Source organism: Pseudomonas sp. B8(2017) (genome assembly GCF_002113575.1).
Taxonomy (GTDB): Bacteria; Pseudomonadota; Gammaproteobacteria; order Pseudomonadales; family Pseudomonadaceae; genus Aquipseudomonas; species Aquipseudomonas putida_Z.
Window position 1 is genome coordinate 33,400 of sequence record NZ_NEIO01000020.1, and the last position, 19,392, is coordinate 52,791.

Genomic DNA, 19,392 nt, shown 5'->3' on the forward strand with positions numbered 1-19,392 from the left:
GGGCTGTCTGATTACGATAGTTCGATCATAATCGAACTATGGCAATTAATGATAGCCCCGTTATCATGACGACCATGCGAGCCTATCAACATCCCAACTCTGAAGACCTTACCTTGGAACGCCTGCTCTATGCCCTGAGCGACCCGGTGCGCCTGGGTATCGTGCGCCACCTGGCGGGCGTGGCCGAAGCCAGCTGCGGCGAGCTGGACGGTGGCCGGCCGAAGTCGAGCATGTCCCACCATTTTCGCGTGCTGCGTGATGCGGGGTTGGTGCATACCCGCAATGTGGGGACTACCCATATGAATTCGTTGCGTAGCGAGATGCTGGGTGAGCGGTTTCCTGGGTTGCTGGACTGCATTCTGCGGCAGAGCTGATTTTTCCTGCCCCGGCCCTATCGCCGGCAAGCCAGCTCCCACAGGTACTCCACAGTTCCTGAGACCTGTGGAGTACCTGTGGGAGCTGGCTTGCCGGCGATAGGGCCAGAACAGGCAACATCAGTTCTCTTTCTTGCCCAGGGCAAACCGGCACACCTGCCCTCCCCTGAGCATGCACTCCTCATGGCTGACCTCGGCCCCACCCAAGGCCCCGATCAGCGCCAGGTCCAGCTCGCACACCACCGGGTGCGCCTTGGCCAGGTGATGGAATACGCAATTGTGCGCAACGATCTGCGGCTTGCCCCCCGAGCGGAAGAACACCTGCGCCTCGTACCCGGCATTGTTCATGTGCTCGACGATGCGTGCTTCATCCACCACTTGATGCTCCAGGTCCGCCGCCAGCTTGCGCCCCAGCTGGCGCATCAGCGCCAGCAATGCCTCCTGCCCCAGCAAGCCGGCCACTTCCGCAATCAGCAGGTTGGCCAGCAACGGGTACTGCCGCGGGAACAGTTCGCGGGCCTGTTCGGTCAGCTCGTGCAACTGCTCCGGGCGGCGCCCGGTGGGCCGGGTAGCGCCACGCTTGACCAGGCCGTCGCGCTCCAGCGCTGCCAGGTGCTGGCGCACCGCCGTGCGGGTGATGGCCAGGGCCTGCGCCAGGTCGTCGATGCTCATGCCGGCCGGCTGGAGCAGCAACGCATGGAGCAGGTCCTGTTGGGTACGGCCCAAGCCTTCGAGCATCAGAATTTGTCCGGGAACTGTTTGACCAACGCCGCAGCCAGGGCGTCGGACAGGGTCAGGATATGCTCGCGCATCATCGCCCAGGTGCGCGCCTCGCCCACGTAGTCAGCGGCCGCCAGCTGGTCGATCTGGGCCACGTGGTGCCCGCCGTGGGCGCTGAGCAGCGTCAGCAGGGTCGGCTCGGGCAGGTTCGGGTTGGCCTTGGCCAGGAACGCGGCGATGGCCTTGGCATTGCTGGTCAGCTCATTGACCGCGGCTTGCTGGCCTTTTTTGTCCTTGGCCACGGTGGCGTCGCTGTAGTGCTTTATGGCGCCCCAGTGGCCGGCCAGCAGTTTCAGCAACTGATCGGCGGCGGGCTGGCCGTACAGTGGGGCAATGCTGTTGGCGATCCTGGTGGCGTCGGTAACCACTTCCTTGGCGGCGACTTCAGCCTCCTTGGCGTTACCGGCCTGGTTGGCGACAGCATAGTTGCGCACCCAGAAGATGTGCTCGACCCAAAGGTCGCGCAGGGCCATGCGCGTGGTCATTGCAGCAGATTCGGCGGGTTTGGCGGCGGGGGTTTCGCTGGAGTAGGAGTAGCTTTGGCTCCATGCCGGCTGGGCGCACAGGGCGAGCAGCAGTAAGGCGGCAATCTTGATGTTCATGACGGCACCCTCCTGGAGGGGGATCGACTGACAAGATTAATTTAAGCATCAAAATATGTTTTTATTGGGTTCAGCCCAGATTTCAGATCAGTGGTTCTCCTGTACCCGGCCTCTTCGCGGGCTTGCCCGCTCCCACAGGTACACCACAGCTTTCGAGAACTGTGATGTACCTGTGGGAGCGGGCGAGCCCGCGAAAGGGCCGGTACAGGCAACAAAAAAGCCACGAGGTCTCCCCCGTGGCTTCTGTCACAACAATGGCCAATTACAGCGCCATGTCATTCTCAGGCTTGCTCTCGACCGGCTGGCTCGGTGCAACCGTGGTGCCGACGCTCTCATCGATCACCGGTGGCTTCTCGAGCTGCAGCACTTCAGCGGTGTAGTTCCACTCGTTCTGGGTGGCCGCCGCCGAGTCGTTCAGCTTGGTGCCGTAGCTTGGCACGATCTGCTTGATCTTGGCCTGCCACTCAGGGGTAGCGACCTTCTCCTTGAACACGGTTTCCAGCACGTTCAGCATGATCGGTGCCGCAGTCGAAGCACCTGGCGATGCACCCAGCAGGCCGGCGATGGTGCGGTCTTCGGAAGCGACCACCTCGGTGCCCAGCTTCAGCACGCCGCCCTTCTCGGCATCACGCTTGATGATCTGCACGCGCTGACCGGCCTGCCACAGGCGCCAGTCTTCCTTCTTGGCGTTCGGGAAGTAGGTGCGCAGGGCTTCGAAACGGTCGTCGTCAGACAGCATCAGCTGGCCAGCGAGGTATTCCACCAGCGGGTACTGATCGATGCCTACCTTGGTCATCGGCCACACGTTGTGGGTGGTGGTGCTGCTCAGCAGGTCCAGGTACGAGCCGTTCTTCAGGAACTTGGTCGAGAAGGTGGCGAATGGGCCGAACAGGATCACGCGCTTGCCATCCAGCACGCGGGTGTCCAGGTGCGGAACCGACATGGGTGGCGCGCCGGTCGAGGCGATGCCGTAGGCCTTGGCCATGTGCTGCATGGCCACGGTCGGGTTCTCGGTCACCAGGAACGAGCCGCCCACCGGGAAGCCTGCGTATTCCTTGGCTTCAGGAATGCCCGACTTCTGCAGCAGCTTCAGCGCGCCGCCGCCGGCACCGATGAACAGGAACTTGGCGTCGGTGGCCGATTCGCTACCGTCCTTCAGGTTCTTGTACTCGACGTGCCACGAGCCGTCCTTGTTGCGGGTGATGTCCTGCACTTCGCTGGACAGCTTCAGGTCGAAGTTTTCCTGGGTTTTCAGGTGGCCGACGAACTGGCGGGTGATCTCGCCGAAGTTGACGTCGGTGCCGATTGGCGTCCAGGTCACGGCCAGCTTCTGGTTAGGGTCGCGGCCTTCCATCATCAGCGGGACCCACTTGGCGATCTGCGCGTGGTCCTCGGAGTACTGCATCGGGCGGAACAGCGGGCTGGCCTGCAGCGCGTCGTAACGCTTCTTCAGGAACTTGATGTTGTCATCGCCCCACACGAAGCTCATGTGCGGCGTGGTGTTGATGAACGAATGCGGGTTCTTCAGCACGCCCTGGCGGACCTGCCACGACCAGAACTGGCGGGAGATCTGGAAGGCCTCGTTGATTTCGATGGCCTTGGTGATATTGACGTTGCCGTCCTTGTCTTCCGGGGTGTAGTTCAGCTCGGCCAGCGCGGAGTGGCCGGTACCGGCGTTGTTCCAGCCGTTGGAGCTTTCTTCGGCCACGCCATCCAGGCGCTCGACCATTTCCATCGACCAGCTTGGCTCCAGCTCGTGCAACCACACGGCCAGGGTCGAGCTCATGATGCCGCCGCCGACCAGCAGCACATCTACTTTCTTGGTTTCTGCGGCGTGCGCTTGCATGACGCTTGCAGCGACAGCCAGACCCAGCAAGGTCTTGCCAGCTTTCTTGAACATTGATCGATTCCAGTCAGGAGAACAGGGGGCGGGCCTGTGGCTGGCCCAAGTAAAGCATGTTCTGCAGCGCAGGCTTGTTGTTGATCATTGTTCAGCAGCCAGAGAACCAGAAAACGACTCGGCCTTTTGTCGAATTGACCGACAAGGCTGAATCGTTTTTCCGATTGTAGCTTAAATGCCAGCACAAACAAATTGCCGGCCCGGGAGTCAAGGTGGCGGGTTGTCTCAGGCCTGTGCGCCCCTTTGGGCGCGGGCTTGCCCGCGAAAGGGCCGGCACAGGCCTGCACAAATACCATTCAAAAAACCGATCACCCGATCGGAATTTTTCGCCTTACAGCCCCGCCCCACCGCTTTATCCTGCGCCCCAGACCCCGACTCAACTCGAACAAAACAGGGCCGCCCAGATGTCATTCAAACGCACCATCCACGCCATCGACACCCATGCCGGCACCCCCATGCGCGTCATCACCGGCGGTGTACCGCACATCCCCGGTGACAGCGTGCACGCCAAGATGAAATGGCCCGAGGCCAACGACGACCAGCTGCGCAAGCTGATGCTGCGTGAGCCGCGCGGCTACCCGGCGCACTGCTGCAACATCATCGTCCCGCCCAGCCACCCCGAGGCCGACGCCGGCTACATCATCATGGAGCAGATCGAGTACCCGGTGATGTCCGGCGGCAACACCATCTCGGTGGTCACCGTGCTGCTGGAGATGGGCATGCTGCCGATGCAGGAGCCGCTCACCGAGCTGGTGCTGGAGGCACCGGCCGGGCTGATCCGCATCAAGGCACGGTGCGAGGGCGGCAAGGTCAAGGCTGTCACCTTCCAGAACGTACCGGCGTTCGCCGCACACATCGATGCCGAAATCGACGTGCCGCACCTAGGCAAGGTGCGTGTGGACGTGGGCTGGGGCGGCATGTTCTATGTGATCGCCGACGTGCGCCAGTTCAAAGGCCTGCAACTGATCCCGCAGCACGGCGCCGAGATCGCCCGGGTATCGTCGATGATCCGCCAGGCGGCCATCGAGCAACTGCCGGTGGCCCACCCCGACTACCCGGGCATCGGCATTACCATCTCGCAGCTGTCCGGCCCCAGCGAAGACCCCAACGCCGACTGGAAGAACGCGGTAACCATGGCCTCCGGCGAGTTCTCGTGGGACGACCCGACCACCTGGACCGGCGCGCTGGACCGCTGCCCCTGCGGCACCGGCACCTCGGCGAAGATGGCCACCCTCCACGCCAAGGGCGAGCTGCCATTGAACCAGGACTTCCGCCATCAGGGCCTGCTCGGCAACATCTACACCGGCCGCCTGATCGATGAAACCAGCATCGGCGGGAACAAGGCCGTGGTGCCGACCATCACCGGCAAAAGCTGGATCTACGGCCTGAACACCTTCGTGCTCGACCACGACGACCCGTTCCCCGAAGGCTTCACCATCGGTGATATCTGGGCCTGAGCCCAGGCCGCGTTCAATGCGCTAGTATCGGCGAGCCGGGCCCGCTGGCTCGCCCTTCACTACTCCACCAGAGCGACGGTCGCACGCCATGAACATCGAGCACTTGCGGGCCTTCATCGAAGTGGCCGCCACCGGCAGCTTCAACAAGGCCGCCGAACGCCTGCACATCACCCAGTCGTCGGTCAGCGCGCGCATCAAGGCCCTGGAAGAACGCCTCAACCGCCCGCTGTTCAGCCGCAGCCGCCATGGCGTGACACTGACCTCCGGCGGCAACCTGTTCTACCGCCATGCGGTGTCGGTAATCAGCACCTGGGAGCGCGCCCAGCACGACGTGGCCCTGCCCACCGACGTGCGCACCACGGTCAGCCTCGGCCTGCCGATGAACCACTGGGGCAACATCACCGCCGACTGGATCGCCTGGATGGAGCAGCACCAGCCGCGGGTCGCCACCCAGGTGCAGTCGGACTATTCGGTGCTGCTGATGAACGAGCTGCGCGAAGGTTTGCTGGACCTGGCGATTCTCTACGAACCGCACCACTGGCCAGACGTGGTGCTGGAGCCGTTCCTCGAAGAACCGCTGCAACTGGTGTCGACCCAGGCCAACACGGTGTTCGCCGGGCATGGCGAGGGCTACGTGTACATCAGCTGGGGCCGTACGTTCAGCGAACAGCACAACGAAGCGTTCCCCGGCGCACGGCGCCATCGGCTGTCCATCACCCAGGAAACCATCGCCCTGGAGTACATCCTCAAGCACGGTGGCTCGGCGTACTTTTCGCAGTTCATGGTCAAGGACCTGCTTGCCGACGGCCGCCTGCATACGGTGGCCGGCGCGCCCGAGCTGAGCGTGCGCACCTACCTGGCGTTCTCCACCCTGCGCGAACGCTCGATCGAAACCATGAAGGCCGTCGAAGGGCTCAAGGCCATCCCCTTCTATACCCAGGGCAAGACCTTCGGCTGAAGTGCCCACAAACAAAAACCCCCGGCCATGTACATGACCGGGGGCCTTGGATCACGCCACAAGCGTCGCGATCAGGGTACCGCCAAGATTACTGCTGCTGAGGCAGTTTATCGATCGGGCCGCAGCCACCGATGATCTTGGAGATGGAAACCGAAGGGTGGAACAGGTAGTCGTAGGTGCAGTTTTTCGGCTGGTTGTAAACCTGGCCAGTGCAACCCGACAGCAGGGCAACACCCGAAACGACAGCAACGGCAACGGTAGCCTTGAACAGCTTTTTCATACTAAGTCCTTTAAATGAATCATCTTCGGCCATCATTCTGATGGCGGCGGGATGATACAGAACCTAGGCATTGGATCCAAGCCGCAAAGTGCACTGGCTGGTTGCACGTGTGCAACAACAAGTTGCCCTTGTAGGAAATTTCTCGCACTTCTGAAAAATCAGAGCTTGTTTCCAATTTCCTGGTAGACGGTTGAAAAGCGGGCCGGTGGCGACGATAGTCTTGAACTCTGCCTACGCACTACCAACAGGAGTTTCCCATGCTCGGCGTCACCGACTACGGCGCGTTCGTCATCGCCTTCATCATCGTCCTGGCCATCCCCGGCCCGGGCAACTTCGCCCTGATCACCGCCACCGGCAAGGGCGGGATCAAGGCCGGCATGGCCGCGACCTGCGGGGTGATCCTGGGTGACCAGGTGCTGCTGTGGCTGGCGGTGGCGGGTGTTGCCACCCTGCTGACTGCCTACCCTGCCGCCTTCCACGTGGTGCAGTGGGCCGGTGCTGCGTACCTGGCCTACCTGGGCCTGCGCATGCTGCTGAGCAAACCCGGTGGCGCGCCGCGGGCCAGCCGCATGGACAACGGCCAGTACCTGCGCCAAACCATGATGATCACCCTGCTCAACCCCAAGGCGATCATGTTCTACATGGCGTTCTTCCCGCTTTTCGTCGACCCGGTGAAGCACCAGGGGCTGGTGACCTTCGGCTTCCTCGCGGCGACAGTGGCGGTGGTGACGTTCCTGTACGGGTTGATTGCCGTGGTGCTGACGCACCAGTTGGCCGAACGCATGCGCGCCAATCCGCGGATTGCCAATATGTTCGAGCGGTTGGCGGGGGCTTGCCTGGTGGGGTTTGGTATCAAGCTGGCGGCGATGCGCTGAAGGCCCTGGGGGGCGCGGTGCGCCCCTTTCGCGACGCAAGGCCGCTCCTACAAGCGATCGCACCAGGCTGGACCTGTGCGCAATCCCATGTAGGAGCGGCCTTGCGTCGCGATGGGCCGCAAAGCGGCCCCGGTCCTACAGCTGAAACTCAGAATTATCCCCTTCCCTGTAGGCCATTTCCCAAACATACTGCCAACCCGCTCAAACTGTTGCGACGGATTGGGTCGCGCTCTAGTCTCGGCTTGTCGTTGTCAACTCAACGACCGGCTTTGACAGGCCGACAACTTCTCCGTGCACGTACACCCGTTATGGCGGCAGTACGTGGGGCACCTCGTGTGCGCCGAGTCTCCGGAGTCCTCGGTCTGTCAACCCGCGTACCGCTGCCACCCTCTTGTTTGACAGCAAGTCCGTAGCAGCTCGACTGACTCTGGAGCTAACTATGCGCAAGATGGTCCCCGATCCACCCCACTCCCTCGATTCCACCCAGGCTCTGCAAGACACCCTGGTCCAGTCCTCAGAGTACGTACTCTGCGCCCTGTTCGTGGCCCGCCAATCCGTTCAACTCAAACCCACGGCCCCGAGTTCGATCGTGATGCAGGCCGTGATCCATGAAATGGAGGCGGTACAGGGCCTGGTCGAGTCGGCATTGATGCAATTGCAGATGCAGGCCCATTTACCGGCTGAGCCAAGAACTTTGCACTAGCAGGCCTGGCCTCTTCGCGGGCACGCCCGCTCCCACAAGGGTAATCATTGCCCTCAAGTACTGCACAGTACCTGTGGGAGCGGGCGCGCCCGCGAAGAGGCCGGCCCAGACACCCAAGATTCCAGGGAGAAAAACAATGCCCACCGACGACACAAAGCAACCCACCACAGTCGGCAAGACCTGCTTCTACCAAGGCGAAAACAACACCCACCCGCTGTTCCGCATCGAACCCGGCATCCCCTGCCAGGACGCCCGCGAACAGGCATCCGAACTGATGGGCTACGTCCGCGACCTGATCATCACCGGTTTGATGGATGGCGACCAGAAGCTGATCTGGGCCTCGCATTACCTGAGTGCGATGGCCAAGGCGCTGCTGGATGATGCTGAATTGGGGATGATGAAAAAATAAGGCACAACGAAAAAGCCCCTGAAAACTTTCGTTCCCAGGGGCTTCATCTTGTATGGCGGAGAGATAGGGATTTGAACCCTAGGTACTGTTGCCAGTACAACGGATTTCGAATCCGTCCCGTTCGACCACTCCGGCATCTCTCCAATGCCGCGCATCATACCAGCGTTCTTTTAAAACGCAAACCTTTTTTTAAAAAAAATCGCGTGGTATCAGGCGCTTGCGTGAACGTGCCGCTTACAGCGGCACGCCCAGGCGCTTGGCAACTTCTTCGTAGGCTTCGATCACGTCGCCCAGGCCCTGGCGGAAGCGGTCCTTGTCCATCTTCTTGCGGGTCTCTTTGTCCCACAGGCGGCAGCCGTCCGGGCTGAACTCGTCGCCCAGCACGATCTGACCGTGGAATACGCCGAACTCCAGCTTGAAGTCGACCAGCAGCAGGCCGGCGTCATCGAACAGCTTGCTCAGCACTTCGTTGACCTTCAGCGACAGCTTTTTCATTTCGGCCAACTGCTCGGCGGTGCCCCAGCCGAACGCGACAACGTGGGATTCGTTGATGAAGGGGTCTCCCTTCTCGTCGTTCTTCAGGAACAGCTCGAAGGTGGACGGCTCCAGCTTGATGCCCTCCTCCACGCCCAGGCGCTTGACCAGGCTGCCGGCGGCGTAGTTGCGCACCACGCACTCGACCGGGATCATGTCCAGCTTCTTCACCAGGCACTCGTTGTCGCCCAGCAGCTTGTCGAACTGGGTCGGCACGCCGGCTTCTTCCAGTTTCTGCATGATGAAGGCGTTGAACTTGTTGTTCACCATGCCTTTGCGGTCGAGCTGTTCGATACGCTTGCCGTCGAACGCCGAAGTGTCGTTACGGAACAGCAGGATCAAGCGGTCGGCGTCGTCGGTCTTGTAAACCGATTTGGCCTTGCCGCGGTAGAGTTCGTCGCGTTTTTCCATGATTGGGCTCCGCTTGCTTGAGGTGTTGGGCTAGGCGATTTCGCGCCAGTCGAGCCCGTGTTCCTGATTCGCCACCTGGAGCCAGTCCGGGTCGCACCCAAGGGTGTCGACGAAGCACTGGCGAGCCAAGTGTGGCAGGTTGTTCTTGCTGCTGAGGTGGGCCAGCACCAGGTGTTGCAGGTTGCTCCAGCCCAACTCGTGCACCAGGCGCGCGGCCTGGTGATTGTTCAAATGCCCTTGCATGCCACCCACCCGCTGCTTCAGGAAGGCCGGGTAGTGACCGCGTGCCAGCAGGTCGCGGCAGTGGTTGGCCTCGATCAGCAGTGCATCCAGGCCCTGATAACGCTCCAGCAGCAGCGCGTCGTACGAGCCCAGGTCGGTCAGCATGCCGAAGCGCCGCTGGCCGTCGCTGACCACGTACTGCAGCGGCTCGTAGGCGTCGTGCTCGACCCGAGCCGCGGTCACTTCCAGGCTGCCGATACGCAGGCTTTCGCCACAAGCGAGAAAACCGGCCACCTCCACCGGCTTGCGCATGCCGCGCAAGGTCCCCTGGCTGAGGTAGACCGGTACATTGTAGCGCCGTGACAGCAAGCCGACCCCATGCACGTGGTCGGCATGTTCGTGGGTGACCAGTACCGCACTGAGCTGGGCCGCCGACACGCCGAGCAGCGCCAGGCGCCGCTCGGTCTCGCGCAGGGAAAACCCGCAATCGACCAGGATGAACGTGTCACCACTGGCGATCAGCGTGCCGTTTCCCTGGCTGCCGCTTCCGAGTACCGCGAAGCGCACTTAGCCCAGGTGGTCCTGAATGGCGCTCAGCACGCGGCGGGCGACATCGGCCGGGGCCACGGTGTTGATGTTCTTCTCGACCGTGACCTGCACGCTCTCACCCACCTTGCTCAGGCGAACCTGGTAGCGCTCGGCACGGGCTTCACGCTCTTCCTTGGTAGGCTCGCTGCCGAACATGCGGCCGAAGAAGCCAGGCTGGTTCTGCTTGTCTTCAGGCTTTTCAGACAGGTTGATGTAGTACAGGCCCAGGCTGCGGTTGATGTCCTCGACACGCCACTCGCCACCCTGCTCCAGGGCACGGCCCACGCTGGACCAGGCGCGGTCCAGGTCGGCGCCCAGGTACAGCACCGGGTTGCCGCTGCCGTCTTCGCTCAGGCTGACGCGGCTTGGCGCGTCGAAATCGCGCGCGGCCAGCAGCGATACCGAACCGCCCTTCTCGGCGCTGCGGTTCATGCTGGCAAGCATTTCGTCGACCAGCAGGGCATCGGCACCGGTGTTGCTGGAGGTGGACGGGAAATCGGGCTCGGCAGTGCTGCCGGCCGGGCGCTCGACGCTGACCACATACACCTCGGAGGTGTTGCGCTGCACGCCAGGCTCCATGCGCACACGCACGCGCACTTCGCTGTCAGCGCTGCTGGCAGTGCTGGCCAGGCGCTGGCCGAGCGAAGCCGACAGTTCGTCGAAACGCTGCCAGGTGGTATTGAATTCACCGGTCTGCGGGCGCTCTTCGGCGATGCGGAAGCCGTTGTCCTCGAAGAACTGGCGAGCCACCGGCCATACCTCGGCCGGCGAATGCTGGGCCAACACCCAACGGCTGCTGCCGCTGCGCTGCAGGCTGTAGTCGGTAACCTGGGCGGCGCCACCGGTCATCGGTTGCGGGCGCGGCACCTCGAACTCGCCGGTGGCGCTGTCGTCGGCGACGTTGCGCGGGATCGGCAGCAGCGGGTCAAGGCGCTTGACGTTGCTGGCGTCCGGCGGCAGCTGCATCGGCGCAGTCGGGCGCGCCTGCAGGTAATCGCTGCCGCGGTCGCGGAAATAGCCATCCTCGCCCCACAGCCAGCCACACCCACTGGTGCTGGAGATGATCAGGGCAAGGGCGGAAAGACCAGCCAGTCGCTTCATGCGGTGTACTTCCTCTTAAACCAGTACGCCGGACTGGCGCAAGGCAGTACGGACTTTTTCGTGACAGCCTTCGCTCAGCCAGGTCAGCGGCAGGCGAATGCCTTTGTGCATCAGGCCCATTTCGACGAGTGCCCATTTCACCGGGATCGGGTTGGACTCGCAGAACAGGTCTTTGTGCAGCGGCATGAGTTTTTCGTTGATTGCGCGGGCCTTCTCGGCATTGCCCTCAAGGGCGGCCTCGCACAGGTCGGCCATTTCGCGCGGGGCGACGTTGGCGGTGACGGAAATGTTGCCCTTGCCGCCCATCAGGATCAGCTCGACGGCGGTCGGATCGTCGCCGGACATGACGATGAAGTCTTTGTCGACGCCATCGAGGATGGCCTTGGCGCGTACCAGGTCGCCGGTGGCTTCCTTGATACCGATGATGTTCTTGACCTTCGACAGGCGGATCACGGTATCGGCCTGCATGTCGCAGGAGGTGCGGCCGGGTACGTTGTAGAGGATCTGCGGGATGTCGACGGCTTCGGCGATGTGCTTGAAGTGCTGGTACAGGCCTTCTTGCGTCGGCTTGTTGTAGTACGGCACTACCAGCAGGCAGGCGTCGGCGCCGGCGCTCTTGGCGTTCTGGGTCAGGTGCACGGCTTCGGCAGTGGAGTTGGCACCGGTACCGGCGATGACCGGGATGCGGCGGGTGCTGCGCTTGACGCGCTCGACCACGTGCTTGATGACCAGGATGTGTTCTTCGACATCCAGCGTGGCGGACTCACCGGTGGTGCCGACAGCGACGATCGCATGGGTGCCGTTTTCCAGGTGGAAGTCTACAAGTTTGTCGAGGCTTTCCCAGTCGAGACGCCCTTGTGCATCCATGGGAGTGACCAATGCCACCATACTGCCCGCAATCATGTAACTGCTCCTGCCGGAAAAAGAGAGCGGTAATGGTACTGGGGGCATCGGCCTTGCACAAGCGAAGCAGGCGGGCGGAGCATTCCCCTCGGCGCCTTATTTCGCTACCCTTGATGCTTTGATCGGTGCAGCGCGGCCCGCCGGGCCGTCGACCTTGCTCCCCGCCAGCGTCCACGACCTCGCATGCGAGCCCCGGGCCCTGCCGACAGGAGGCTTTCGCCCGTCCTGTGCCGACCGCTCATCGCTTTAGGAATGCTGCATGTCCACCCCCACCGTCCGCGAACAATTCCTTGTCATCAGTGCCCTGGGCCCCAACCCCATGGAGCTGGCCAACGTCCTCAGCCGCGCTGCCTTCGAAAACCGCTGCGCGGTGGTCACCTCGCGCCTGAGCCGCCACGGCGAGACCAGCGCCCTGGTACTGCAGGTAGGCGGCAGCTGGGACGCCCTGGCGCGCCTCGAAGCCATGCTGCCGGGCCTGGGCAAGAAGCACGGCCTGACCCTGGATGTGGTGCGCAGCGCCGACCAGGAAGTGCGCCCGCAGGCCCTGCCCTACGTGGCCTACGTCAGCGCCGCCTACCGGCCGGACATCATCAACGAGCTGTGCCAGTTCTTCCTCGACCACCGCGTCGAGCTGGAAGCCATGACCTGCGATACCTACCTGGCACCGCAGACCGGCAGCAGCATGCTCAACGCCCAGTTCACCGTGATTCTGCCGGCCGGCACCCAGATCAGCTGGCTGCGTGACCAGTTCCTGGACTTTGCCGATGCCCTGAACCTCGATGCGCTGATCGAGCCATGGCGTCCACAGAACCCAATGTAAGGAAACCGACCATGGCCGTAGCACTCGACCAACCCGTTGCCGACTTCCAGGCCCAGGCCACCAGCGGGCAAACCGTCAGCCTGGCCGAGCTCAAGGGCCAGCAAGTGGTGGTGTACTTCTACCCGAAGGACAGCACCCCGGGCTGCACCACCGAAGGCCAGGGTTTCCGTGACCAGCACGATGCCTTTGCCGCAGCCAACACCGTGGTGTTCGGCGTGTCGCGCGATGGCATCAAGTCGCACGAGAACTTCAAGGCCAAGCAAGGCTTCCCGTTCGAGCTGATCAGCGACAAGGACGAAGCCCTGTGCCAGCTGTTCGATGTGATCAAGCTGAAGAAGCTGTATGGCAAGGAATACATGGGCGTTGACCGCAGCACCTTCCTGATCGACAAGGACGGTGTGCTGCGCCAGGAATGGCGCGGGGTGAAGGTGCCCGGGCATGTGGATGCAGTACTGGCTGCTGCCCAGGCCCTGAACAAGGCTTGAGATCGTTGGGGGCGCTTTGCGCCCCTTTCGCGACACAAGGCCGCTCCTACAGGAAATCGCGTATCCCTGTAGGAGCGGCCTTGTGTCGCGATGGGCTGCAAAGCAGCCCCAAAATTACAGCATCGGTGACACACTAGGCTCCTGCCGCGGCCAGGCATCCAGCACAGCCTTGATCAGCGTCGCCAGCGGGATGGCAAAGAAGATCCCCCAGAACCCCCACAACCCGCCAAACAGCAACACCGCGCAGATGATCGCCACCGGGTGCAGGCTCACCGCCTCGGAGAACAGCAGCGGCACCAGCACGTTGCCGTCCAGCGCCTGGATGATCGCGTACACCGTCATCAGGTAGATGAACTGGTCACCCCAGCCCCACTGGAACAATGCGATCAACGTCACCGGCACGGTCACCACCACCGCGCCCACGTACGGCACCACCACCGAAAGCCCCACCAACAGCGCCAGCAACGCGGCGTAGTTGAGCCCCAGACTGATGAAGGCGATGTAGGTGGCGATGCCGCAGATCAGGATCTCGATGCCCTTGCCTCGGATGTAGTTGGCGATCTGCCGGTTCATCTCGCTGCCCACCCGGTTCAGCAGGCTGCGTTGGCGTGGCAGGTAGCCGCTTACCCAACGGCCGATCAGTTCGCGGTCCTTGAGAAAGAAAAACACCAGGATCGGCACCAGCACCAGGTAGATCATGGCGTTGACCAGCAGCGGCAGGCTCGATAGCGAGAAGGTCAGCGCCCACTGGCCGAACTTGCCGATTTCCCCGCGCACCGACTCGATGGCATGCAGCACCTGCTCGTCCGACACCAGGTGCGGGTAGCGCTCGGGCAACAGCAACAACAGCGACTGCCACTTGCCGAGCATGCCCGGCAGTTCGTTGAACAGGGTGATCAACTGGTGCCACAGCAGCGGCACCAGCACCAGCATGAACACCGCCAGCGCGCCCATGAACAGGGCAAACACCAGCATCACCGCCAACCGGGTGGGTACCCGCAAGCGCTCCAGGGCATTGACCAGCCCCTGCATCAGAAACGCCAGCACCATGCCCGCCAGCACCGGCGCAAGCATGCCACCGAGGGTGAGTACCGCAGTAAAAGCCAGGAACAACAGGACCGCCAGCACCACCGCTTCCTCATCGGAGAAGTAGCGCTGCATCCAGTCGCGAAGCACTTTGAACATTGACGATCCTTGGAAAGACTCAGGCCTTGCGCAGCCAGTAAGTGTAGGTACCGGCCTCGGCCGTTTCCCGCAGCAGGGTATGACCGGCCAACTGGGCGAAAGTGCGGAAGTCGCGCTGGGAGCCGGCGTCGGTGGCAATTACCTTGAGCACCGCGCCGCTGGCCAGGCGGTTGAGCTCCATCTTGGCCTTCAGCAGCGGCAAAGGGCAATTCAGCCCGCTGGCGTCCAGTTCGGCGTCACAGGTCAGGGTTTCACTCATTGCGGGGCTCTCCAAAGGCATTGCCAGGCTGTATCTGGATTTGGCCGGCTAGGATAGCGCCACTGGTCGCCAACGTGTGAGCCCGCTACAGTAGGTATCTTTGACCGACGCGAGCTTCATGCATGAATCTACTGCGCCCTACCCTGCTGACGCTGGCCTGCCTGTTGGCCCTTCCCGGCCATGCTGACGACCTGCCATCACTGGGTGATGCCAGTTCCGCGATCGTCTCGCCGCAACAGGAGCACCAGCTCGGCCGTGCCTGGCTGAGCCTGCTGCGCGGCCAGGTCAACCAGCTCAACGACCCGCAGCTGAAGGACTACGTCGAAACCAGCGTGTACCGCCTGGCCGAAACCAGCCAGCTGCAGGACCGCCGCCTGGAATTCATCCTCATCGATAGCCGCGAGCTCAACGCCTTTGCCGCCCCCGGCGGCATCGTCGGGGTCAACGGCGGGCTGTTCCTCAACGCCCAGACCGAAGGCGAGTACGCCTCGGTACTGGCCCACGAACTGGCGCACTTGTCGCAGCGCCACTTCGCCCGCGGCGTAGAGGCCCAGCAGCGCATGCAACTGCCAATGATGGCAGCGCTGCTGGCCGGTATCGTGCTGGCGGCCGGTGGCGGCGGTGATGCCGGTATCGGTGTGATCGCCGGCACCCAGGCGGCGGCGATCCAGGAGCAGCGGCGCTTCTCGCGGCAGAACGAACAGGAAGCCGACCGCATCGGCATCCAGAACCTGGAAAAAGCCGGCTACGACCCGCGCAACATGCCGACCATGTTCGAGCGCCTGGCCCGGCAGTACCGCTACGACGCCAAGCCGCCGGAATTCCTGCTGACCCACCCGGTAACCGAGTCGCGTATCGCCGACACCCGCAACCGCGCCGAGCAGGCCCCCAAGGGCGGCGTCGAGGACAGCATGCGCTACCAGCTGATCCGTGCCCGGGTGGCGCTGACCTACGAAGGCACCCCGGGGCTGGCGGCCAAACGCTTCCGCGCCCAGCTGGACGAAGACCCCAAGCTGGACGCCGCGCGTTACGGCCTGGCCCTGGCGCAGATCAAGGGCGGACAGCTGAACGAGGCGCGCGAACTGCTCAAGCCGCTGCTGGCCAAGGCACCCAACGACATTACCTACAACCTGGCGCAGATCGACCTGGACATCACCAACAACCGCCTGGCCGACGCGCAGCAGCGCGCCGAACGCATGCAGGGGTTGTACCCGGGCAACTACCCGCTGAAGCAGGTGCGTGCCGATCTGCTGGTGAAGCTGAACAAGCCCGCCGAGGCGGAAAAGGTGCTGAACGAACTGGTGAAGAGCCGGCCGGATGACCCGGACGTGTGGTACGACATGGCCGAAGTGCGGGGCCTTTCGGGCAATACCATTGGCTTGCACCGGGCGCGGGCCGAGTACTTCACCTTGGTGGGCGATTTCGACCAGGCGATCCAGCAGCTGGATTACGCCAAGCGCCGGTCGGGTGGGAACTTCCCGCTGGCAGCACAGATTGACCAGCGCCAGCGAGAGATCATGGAGCAGCAGCGCATGGTTCAGGAAATGATGGGGCGTTGAGGGCCCTTTCGCGGGCACGCCCGCTCCCACAGGTACTGCACCGCTTGTAAGGGCGGTACAGTACCTGTGGGAGCGGGCGTGCCCGCGAAGAAAGCGACGCGGTATATCGTCAGGCGTTACCGGACAATTTCAGGCGCGCTGCCTGGGTAAAGTCCAGCATCCGGTTCAGCGGCTTGATCGCCTTCGGCACCAGCGCCGGGTCGACAAAGATCTCGTTCGTGCCATTACGCAGGCAATCCAGCACACGCTCCAGGGTGTTCATCGCCATCCACGGGCAGTGCGCGCAGCTGCGGCATGCCGCGCCGTTACCGGCGGTGGGGGCTTCGACGAACTCCTTGTCCGGGCACAGCTGCTGCATCTTGTAGAAGATGCCGCGATCGGTGGCGACGATGAAGGTCTTGTTCGGCAGGGTCTGGGCAGCCTTGATCAGCTGGCTGGTGGAGCCCACCGCGTCGGCCAGCTCGATCACCGCTTCCGGCGACTCGGGATGCACCAGAATCGCCGCATCCGGGTACAGCGCCTTCATGTCGGCCAACTGGCGCGACTTGAACTCTTCGTGAACGATGCAGGCACCGTCCCACAGCAGCATGTCGGCACCGGTTTGCTTCTGGATGTAACGCCCCAGGTGCTGGTCCGGGCCCCAGATGATGGTCTCGCCGTTGTCCATCAGGCTTTCGACAATTTCGAGTGCACAGCTCGAGGTCACCACCCAGTCGGCGCGGGCCTTCACGGCAGCGGAAGTGTTGGCGTAGACCACCACGGTACGCTCGGGGTGCTGGTCGCAGAAGGCCGAGAACTCTTCTACCGGGCAGCCCAGGTCGAGCGAGCAGGTGGCCTCCAGGGTCGGCATCAGCACGCGTTTTTCCGGGGTGAGGATTTTCGCCGTTTCGCCCATGAAGCGCACACCGGCAACGATCACGGTTTCGGCCGGGTGGTTCTTGCCGAAGCGGGCCATTTCCAGCGAGTCGGACACGCAGCCGCCGGTTTCTTCGGCCAGCGCCTGGATGACCGGGTCACAGTAATAGTGGGCGACCAGCACGGCGTTCTGGGCCTTGAGCTCGGCAGCGATGGCCGCACGGTATTCGGCCTCCTGCTCGGCTGTCAGCGGGTTTGGCTGCTTGGCGTCGAGGTGGGCCTGAACCAACAGGCGTTCGGAAATCTGGGTCATGATCGCTGGACCTGCAGGCGCGTGCGCGCGTCAAATCGAGTGTATCACCCGGCCCTGACAGATCGGCTAAGGGTGCCGGACGGCACGAAGGCCGCCACGGCCCTCTGCGGGCGCGGATTATTATCGGAGGCCGAAGGCTACAGACAATCCAGCGATTTCTAAAGTGGTTTTTGTGTTGCCTGTGCAGGCCTCTTCGCGGGCACGCCCGCTCCCACAGGTACAGCGCTGCCCTCGGGGGCAAAGAGTAACCTGTGGGAGGAACAGGAGAAACGATCAGCCCTGCGGCGACAGGGCCGCCAGCTGCGCCGCCATGAGCATGGCGAACTCTTCCACGGTCATCTTCTTGCCGTTGAAGTCGACCATGCCGTCGGCATAGTGCAGGCTGCTCACCACATCATTGCCCTGCACGGTGGCCATGCCACTCTGCAGCGCCATCATGCCGACCATTTCCCCGGCCTGGCTCGATTGCATGGCAATGGCCTGGGCGTCGGTCTGGCCATCCAGCAGCGCCTGCAAGGTTGCCAGGTCACCGATCATCGGCTTGGACAACGACAGCTTGCTCTTCACCTCGGTGATCAGTTGCTTGCTCAACTGGTCAGGCGGCAGGTCGAAGCTGGCCGGGGCGGAGAAGCCCATCGACAGGTCAAAGCGGCTTTCGCCATTGGCGGTCCTGAACGACAGGTTTTCCACCGCCACCCGGGGCTTGGCAGCCAGCAGTTTCTGCAGCTCGCCCTGGAACCTGGCCTTCTCCTCATCGTCCATCTGGATTTCCGGCACCGGCTGGCCAGCGGCAGCCGCGGCCTCGAATTCCGGCAGGTGCGCCTGGTACCACGTCGACAGCGCCTGTAGCGCCGGCGCGTTGACCGACGTGATGCTCACCGCCATCTGCGCCTTGCCCACCGCACGACCATCCCAGGTGATATCCCCGACCTTGTACTCCACGCGGCCACCCACGGTATCCGGGCCGTCAAGGGTTTGCAGGGCATTCTGCTCCAGCCCCTTGACCACCAGCACCTGCTGTTTGGGCCCCAGGGTGACCTTGGTTTCGGCCAGCGCCAGGTCGACGTTGCCCACGTAGATGGCCTGGTGCGCGGTGGCCGCCAGCTGGCCGCCGACCTTCAGGCCATTTAGCTCGAAGGTGGCAGGCGGCTGGTCATCGCGTACCAGTTTCATCACGAACCGATCGGCCTGGCCGTGGAAGCTCAAGGCCTTGCCTTCCTGGTCACCACTGACTTGCAGTTGCATGCCCGAGAAATCGAGGCTGTTGCCATCCGCTTCGTCGAGCTTGACCGGTGCCAGCTGCACCTGGCTGACCACATTGCCGTCGTAGCCCAGGCTGGTCTGTGCGCTGACCGGGGCCTGCTCGCCCGCTGCGGCGAACCACGGCGCGGTGGCGTCGTCCTTCTGCAGCGTGCTGTTGCTGACTGCCAGCACCGGCATCAGCTTCAGTGCCTTTACCCGCGACCAGGGGAACGGGCCGTGCTCGATCTGGTCGGTCACGCCAACATCGAAATTCACCACTTCGCCTTCGCCCAGGTTGATATCGCGGGCCTTGAGCCGGTACTGGGCGGTACTGCTGAAGAAATGCTGCTCCAGCGACACCCGTTCGATGCTCATGCTGCCACCGGTACTCACCAGGGCCTTCTTGAGTTCCGCGTTGCTGCGGACCAGGGCGTTGTCCAGCTCCGCAGGCAGCTGCTTGCCGGTGTACCAGGCGCCAGCGGTGGTTGCGACGGCGATGGCGATAGCCAGGCCGGAAAGGATGCCAACTGATTTCTTCATGAATAGAACCGATTGCTGTCCATATGGGCTTCGTAGG

21 protein-coding genes and 1 tRNA gene are annotated in these 19,392 nt (G+C 63.0%); 9 read left to right on the top strand and 13 right to left on the bottom strand.

Translation table 11 applies throughout. The features are described 5' to 3' along the window. The first annotated feature begins 38 nt into the window (after positions 1–38). The gene (locus tag CAG22_RS22270; protein ID WP_085590625.1) at positions 39–374 is read left to right on the top strand and encodes a helix-turn-helix transcriptional regulator; all 336 of its coding nucleotides are present in this window, start codon (positions 39–41) and stop codon (positions 372–374) included. 120 nt (positions 375–494) lie between these two features. Here CAG22_RS22270 and CAG22_RS22275 read toward each other — a convergent pair whose 3' ends face one another. From CAG22_RS22275 to mqo, 3 genes are all read right to left on the bottom strand, one after another. Beyond that, a complete protein-coding gene (locus CAG22_RS22275; protein WP_085706210.1) occupies positions 495–1,112 on the bottom strand; it encodes a metalloregulator ArsR/SmtB family transcription factor in 618 nt (205 codons plus the stop codon). Continuing rightward, positions 1,112–1,756, bottom strand: a complete 645-nt coding sequence (locus CAG22_RS22280) for a hypothetical protein (protein WP_013973786.1) — start codon at positions 1,754–1,756, stop codon at positions 1,112–1,114. Before CAG22_RS22280 ends, CAG22_RS22275 begins: the two co-directional genes overlap by 1 nt. A 262-nt stretch (positions 1,757–2,018) precedes the next feature. Then, complete coding sequence (gene mqo / locus CAG22_RS22285; protein ID WP_085706211.1) at positions 2,019–3,656, bottom strand: malate dehydrogenase (quinone); 1,638 nt, start codon at positions 3,654–3,656, stop codon at positions 2,019–2,021. 404 nt (positions 3,657–4,060) lie between these two features. Here mqo and CAG22_RS22290 point away from each other — a divergent pair, with 404 nt between their 5' ends. After that, positions 4,061–5,113 carry a proline racemase family protein gene (locus CAG22_RS22290; RefSeq protein ID WP_085706212.1) on the top strand — a complete coding sequence of 351 codons (1,053 nt, stop codon included), beginning with the start codon at positions 4,061–4,063 and terminating at the stop codon, positions 5,111–5,113. A gap of 88 nt (positions 5,114–5,201) precedes the next feature. Next, positions 5,202–6,071 carry a LysR family transcriptional regulator gene (locus CAG22_RS22295; protein WP_085706213.1) on the top strand — a complete coding sequence of 290 codons (870 nt, stop codon included), beginning with the start codon at positions 5,202–5,204 and terminating at the stop codon, positions 6,069–6,071. 88 nt (positions 6,072–6,159) lie between these two features. On the opposite strand, the gene CAG22_RS22300 is transcribed toward CAG22_RS22295, so the two are convergent. Continuing rightward, positions 6,160–6,351 (bottom strand): YhfL family protein, encoded by a 192-nt coding sequence (locus tag CAG22_RS22300; protein WP_003254720.1) that lies wholly within the window; start codon positions 6,349–6,351, stop codon positions 6,160–6,162. A gap of 257 nt (positions 6,352–6,608) precedes the next feature. On the opposite strand from CAG22_RS22300, the gene CAG22_RS22305 reads away from it, so the two are divergent. The 3 genes from CAG22_RS22305 to CAG22_RS22315 all read left to right on the top strand — a co-directional run bounded on the left by CAG22_RS22305 (position 6,609) and on the right by CAG22_RS22315 (position 8,338). Beyond that, positions 6,609–7,226 carry a LysE family transporter gene (locus CAG22_RS22305; RefSeq protein WP_085706214.1) on the top strand — a complete coding sequence of 206 codons (618 nt, stop codon included), beginning with the start codon at positions 6,609–6,611 and terminating at the stop codon, positions 7,224–7,226. A 439-nt stretch (positions 7,227–7,665) separates the two neighbouring features. Further along, positions 7,666–7,929, top strand: a complete 264-nt coding sequence (locus CAG22_RS22310; protein ID WP_025340251.1) for a hypothetical protein — start codon at positions 7,666–7,668, stop codon at positions 7,927–7,929. 136 nt (positions 7,930–8,065) lie between these two features. Next, positions 8,066–8,338: a DUF3077 domain-containing protein gene (locus CAG22_RS22315; protein WP_025340252.1), complete on the top strand. Its 273-nt coding sequence runs from the start codon at positions 8,066–8,068 to the stop codon at positions 8,336–8,338. 53 nt (positions 8,339–8,391) lie between these two features. Here the strand turns inward: CAG22_RS22315 and CAG22_RS22320 are convergent. The 5 genes from CAG22_RS22320 to dapA all read right to left on the bottom strand — a co-directional run bounded on the left by CAG22_RS22320 (position 8,392) and on the right by dapA (position 12,097). Continuing rightward, positions 8,392–8,481 (bottom strand) — tRNA-Ser (locus tag CAG22_RS22320). A gap of 91 nt (positions 8,482–8,572) precedes the next feature. Beyond that, on the bottom strand, positions 8,573–9,283 hold the full coding sequence (gene purC / locus CAG22_RS22325) for a phosphoribosylaminoimidazolesuccinocarboxamide synthase (protein ID WP_004375217.1): 711 nt from the start codon (positions 9,281–9,283) through the stop codon (positions 8,573–8,575). 30 nt (positions 9,284–9,313) lie between these two features. Beyond that, on the bottom strand, positions 9,314–10,072 hold the full coding sequence (locus CAG22_RS22330) for an MBL fold metallo-hydrolase (protein ID WP_012273748.1): 759 nt from the start codon (positions 10,070–10,072) through the stop codon (positions 9,314–9,316). After that, complete coding sequence (bamC, locus tag CAG22_RS22335; protein ID WP_004375223.1) at positions 10,073–11,194, bottom strand: outer membrane protein assembly factor BamC; 1,122 nt, start codon at positions 11,192–11,194, stop codon at positions 10,073–10,075. 15 nt (positions 11,195–11,209) lie between these two features. Beyond that, positions 11,210–12,097 (bottom strand): 4-hydroxy-tetrahydrodipicolinate synthase, encoded by an 888-nt coding sequence (dapA, locus tag CAG22_RS22340; protein ID WP_025340253.1) that lies wholly within the window; start codon positions 12,095–12,097, stop codon positions 11,210–11,212. A gap of 259 nt (positions 12,098–12,356) precedes the next feature. Between dapA and CAG22_RS22345 the strand changes: the two genes are divergently transcribed. Continuing rightward, positions 12,357–12,917, top strand: coding sequence for a glycine cleavage system protein R (locus tag CAG22_RS22345; protein WP_013973793.1), 561 nt, complete (start codon positions 12,357–12,359; stop codon positions 12,915–12,917). Between the two features lie 11 nt (positions 12,918–12,928). Then, positions 12,929–13,402, top strand: a complete 474-nt coding sequence (locus tag CAG22_RS22350; protein WP_003254742.1) for a peroxiredoxin — start codon at positions 12,929–12,931, stop codon at positions 13,400–13,402. Between the two features lie 114 nt (positions 13,403–13,516). On the opposite strand, the gene CAG22_RS22355 is transcribed toward CAG22_RS22350, so the two are convergent. Together CAG22_RS22355 and CAG22_RS22360 are read right to left on the bottom strand one after the other, a co-directional pair. Then, positions 13,517–14,587: an AI-2E family transporter gene (locus CAG22_RS22355; RefSeq protein ID WP_015271461.1), complete on the bottom strand. Its 1,071-nt coding sequence runs from the start codon at positions 14,585–14,587 to the stop codon at positions 13,517–13,519. Positions 14,588–14,606: 19 nt separating this feature from the next. Continuing rightward, complete coding sequence (locus tag CAG22_RS22360; RefSeq protein WP_004375233.1) at positions 14,607–14,846, bottom strand: sulfurtransferase TusA family protein; 240 nt, start codon at positions 14,844–14,846, stop codon at positions 14,607–14,609. 122 nt (positions 14,847–14,968) lie between these two features. Here CAG22_RS22360 and CAG22_RS22365 point away from each other — a divergent pair, with 122 nt between their 5' ends. Further along, the gene (locus tag CAG22_RS22365; RefSeq protein ID WP_025340255.1) at positions 14,969–16,405 is read left to right on the top strand and encodes a M48 family metalloprotease; all 1,437 of its coding nucleotides are present in this window, start codon (positions 14,969–14,971) and stop codon (positions 16,403–16,405) included. Between the two features lie 109 nt (positions 16,406–16,514). Here the strand turns inward: CAG22_RS22365 and nadA are convergent, their stop codons facing one another. Together nadA and CAG22_RS22375 are read right to left on the bottom strand one after the other, a co-directional pair. Beyond that, complete coding sequence (gene nadA / locus CAG22_RS22370) at positions 16,515–17,573, bottom strand: quinolinate synthase NadA (RefSeq protein WP_003254747.1); 1,059 nt, start codon at positions 17,571–17,573, stop codon at positions 16,515–16,517. Between the two features lie 273 nt (positions 17,574–17,846). Continuing rightward, a complete protein-coding gene (locus tag CAG22_RS22375) occupies positions 17,847–19,355 on the bottom strand; it encodes a YdgA family protein (RefSeq protein ID WP_085706215.1) in 1,509 nt (502 codons plus the stop codon). Between the last annotated feature and the right edge of the window lie 37 nt (positions 19,356–19,392).

Coding starts and splice junctions, on each gene's coding strand:
- CAG22_RS22305 (WP_085706214.1), top strand. CDS start 6,609: ATGCTCGGCGTCACCGACTACGGCGCGTTCGTCATCGCCTTCATCATC.
- CAG22_RS22290 (WP_085706212.1), top strand. CDS start 4,061: ATGTCATTCAAACGCACCATCCACGCCATCGACACCCATGCCGGCACC.
- CAG22_RS22310 (WP_025340251.1), top strand. CDS start 7,666: ATGCGCAAGATGGTCCCCGATCCACCCCACTCCCTCGATTCCACCCAG.
- CAG22_RS22270 (WP_085590625.1), top strand. CDS start 39: ATGGCAATTAATGATAGCCCCGTTATCATGACGACCATGCGAGCCTAT.
- CAG22_RS22280 (WP_013973786.1), bottom strand. CDS start 1,756: ATGAACATCAAGATTGCCGCCTTACTGCTGCTCGCCCTGTGCGCCCAG.
- purC (WP_004375217.1), bottom strand. CDS start 9,283: ATGGAAAAACGCGACGAACTCTACCGCGGCAAGGCCAAATCGGTTTAC.
- mqo (WP_085706211.1), bottom strand. CDS start 3,656: ATGTTCAAGAAAGCTGGCAAGACCTTGCTGGGTCTGGCTGTCGCTGCA.
- CAG22_RS22360 (WP_004375233.1), bottom strand. CDS start 14,846: ATGAGTGAAACCCTGACCTGTGACGCCGAACTGGACGCCAGCGGGCTG.
- CAG22_RS22345 (WP_013973793.1), top strand. CDS start 12,357: ATGTCCACCCCCACCGTCCGCGAACAATTCCTTGTCATCAGTGCCCTG.
- CAG22_RS22295 (WP_085706213.1), top strand. CDS start 5,202: ATGAACATCGAGCACTTGCGGGCCTTCATCGAAGTGGCCGCCACCGGC.
- CAG22_RS22350 (WP_003254742.1), top strand. CDS start 12,929: ATGGCCGTAGCACTCGACCAACCCGTTGCCGACTTCCAGGCCCAGGCC.
- bamC (WP_004375223.1), bottom strand. CDS start 11,194: ATGAAGCGACTGGCTGGTCTTTCCGCCCTTGCCCTGATCATCTCCAGC.
- nadA (WP_003254747.1), bottom strand. CDS start 17,573: ATGACCCAGATTTCCGAACGCCTGTTGGTTCAGGCCCACCTCGACGCC.
- CAG22_RS22300 (WP_003254720.1), bottom strand. CDS start 6,351: ATGAAAAAGCTGTTCAAGGCTACCGTTGCCGTTGCTGTCGTTTCGGGT.
- CAG22_RS22365 (WP_025340255.1), top strand. CDS start 14,969: ATGAATCTACTGCGCCCTACCCTGCTGACGCTGGCCTGCCTGTTGGCC.
- CAG22_RS22355 (WP_015271461.1), bottom strand. CDS start 14,587: ATGTTCAAAGTGCTTCGCGACTGGATGCAGCGCTACTTCTCCGATGAG.
- dapA (WP_025340253.1), bottom strand. CDS start 12,097: ATGATTGCGGGCAGTATGGTGGCATTGGTCACTCCCATGGATGCACAA.
- CAG22_RS22375 (WP_085706215.1), bottom strand. CDS start 19,355: ATGAAGAAATCAGTTGGCATCCTTTCCGGCCTGGCTATCGCCATCGCC.
- CAG22_RS22275 (WP_085706210.1), bottom strand. CDS start 1,112: ATGCTCGAAGGCTTGGGCCGTACCCAACAGGACCTGCTCCATGCGTTG.
- CAG22_RS22315 (WP_025340252.1), top strand. CDS start 8,066: ATGCCCACCGACGACACAAAGCAACCCACCACAGTCGGCAAGACCTGC.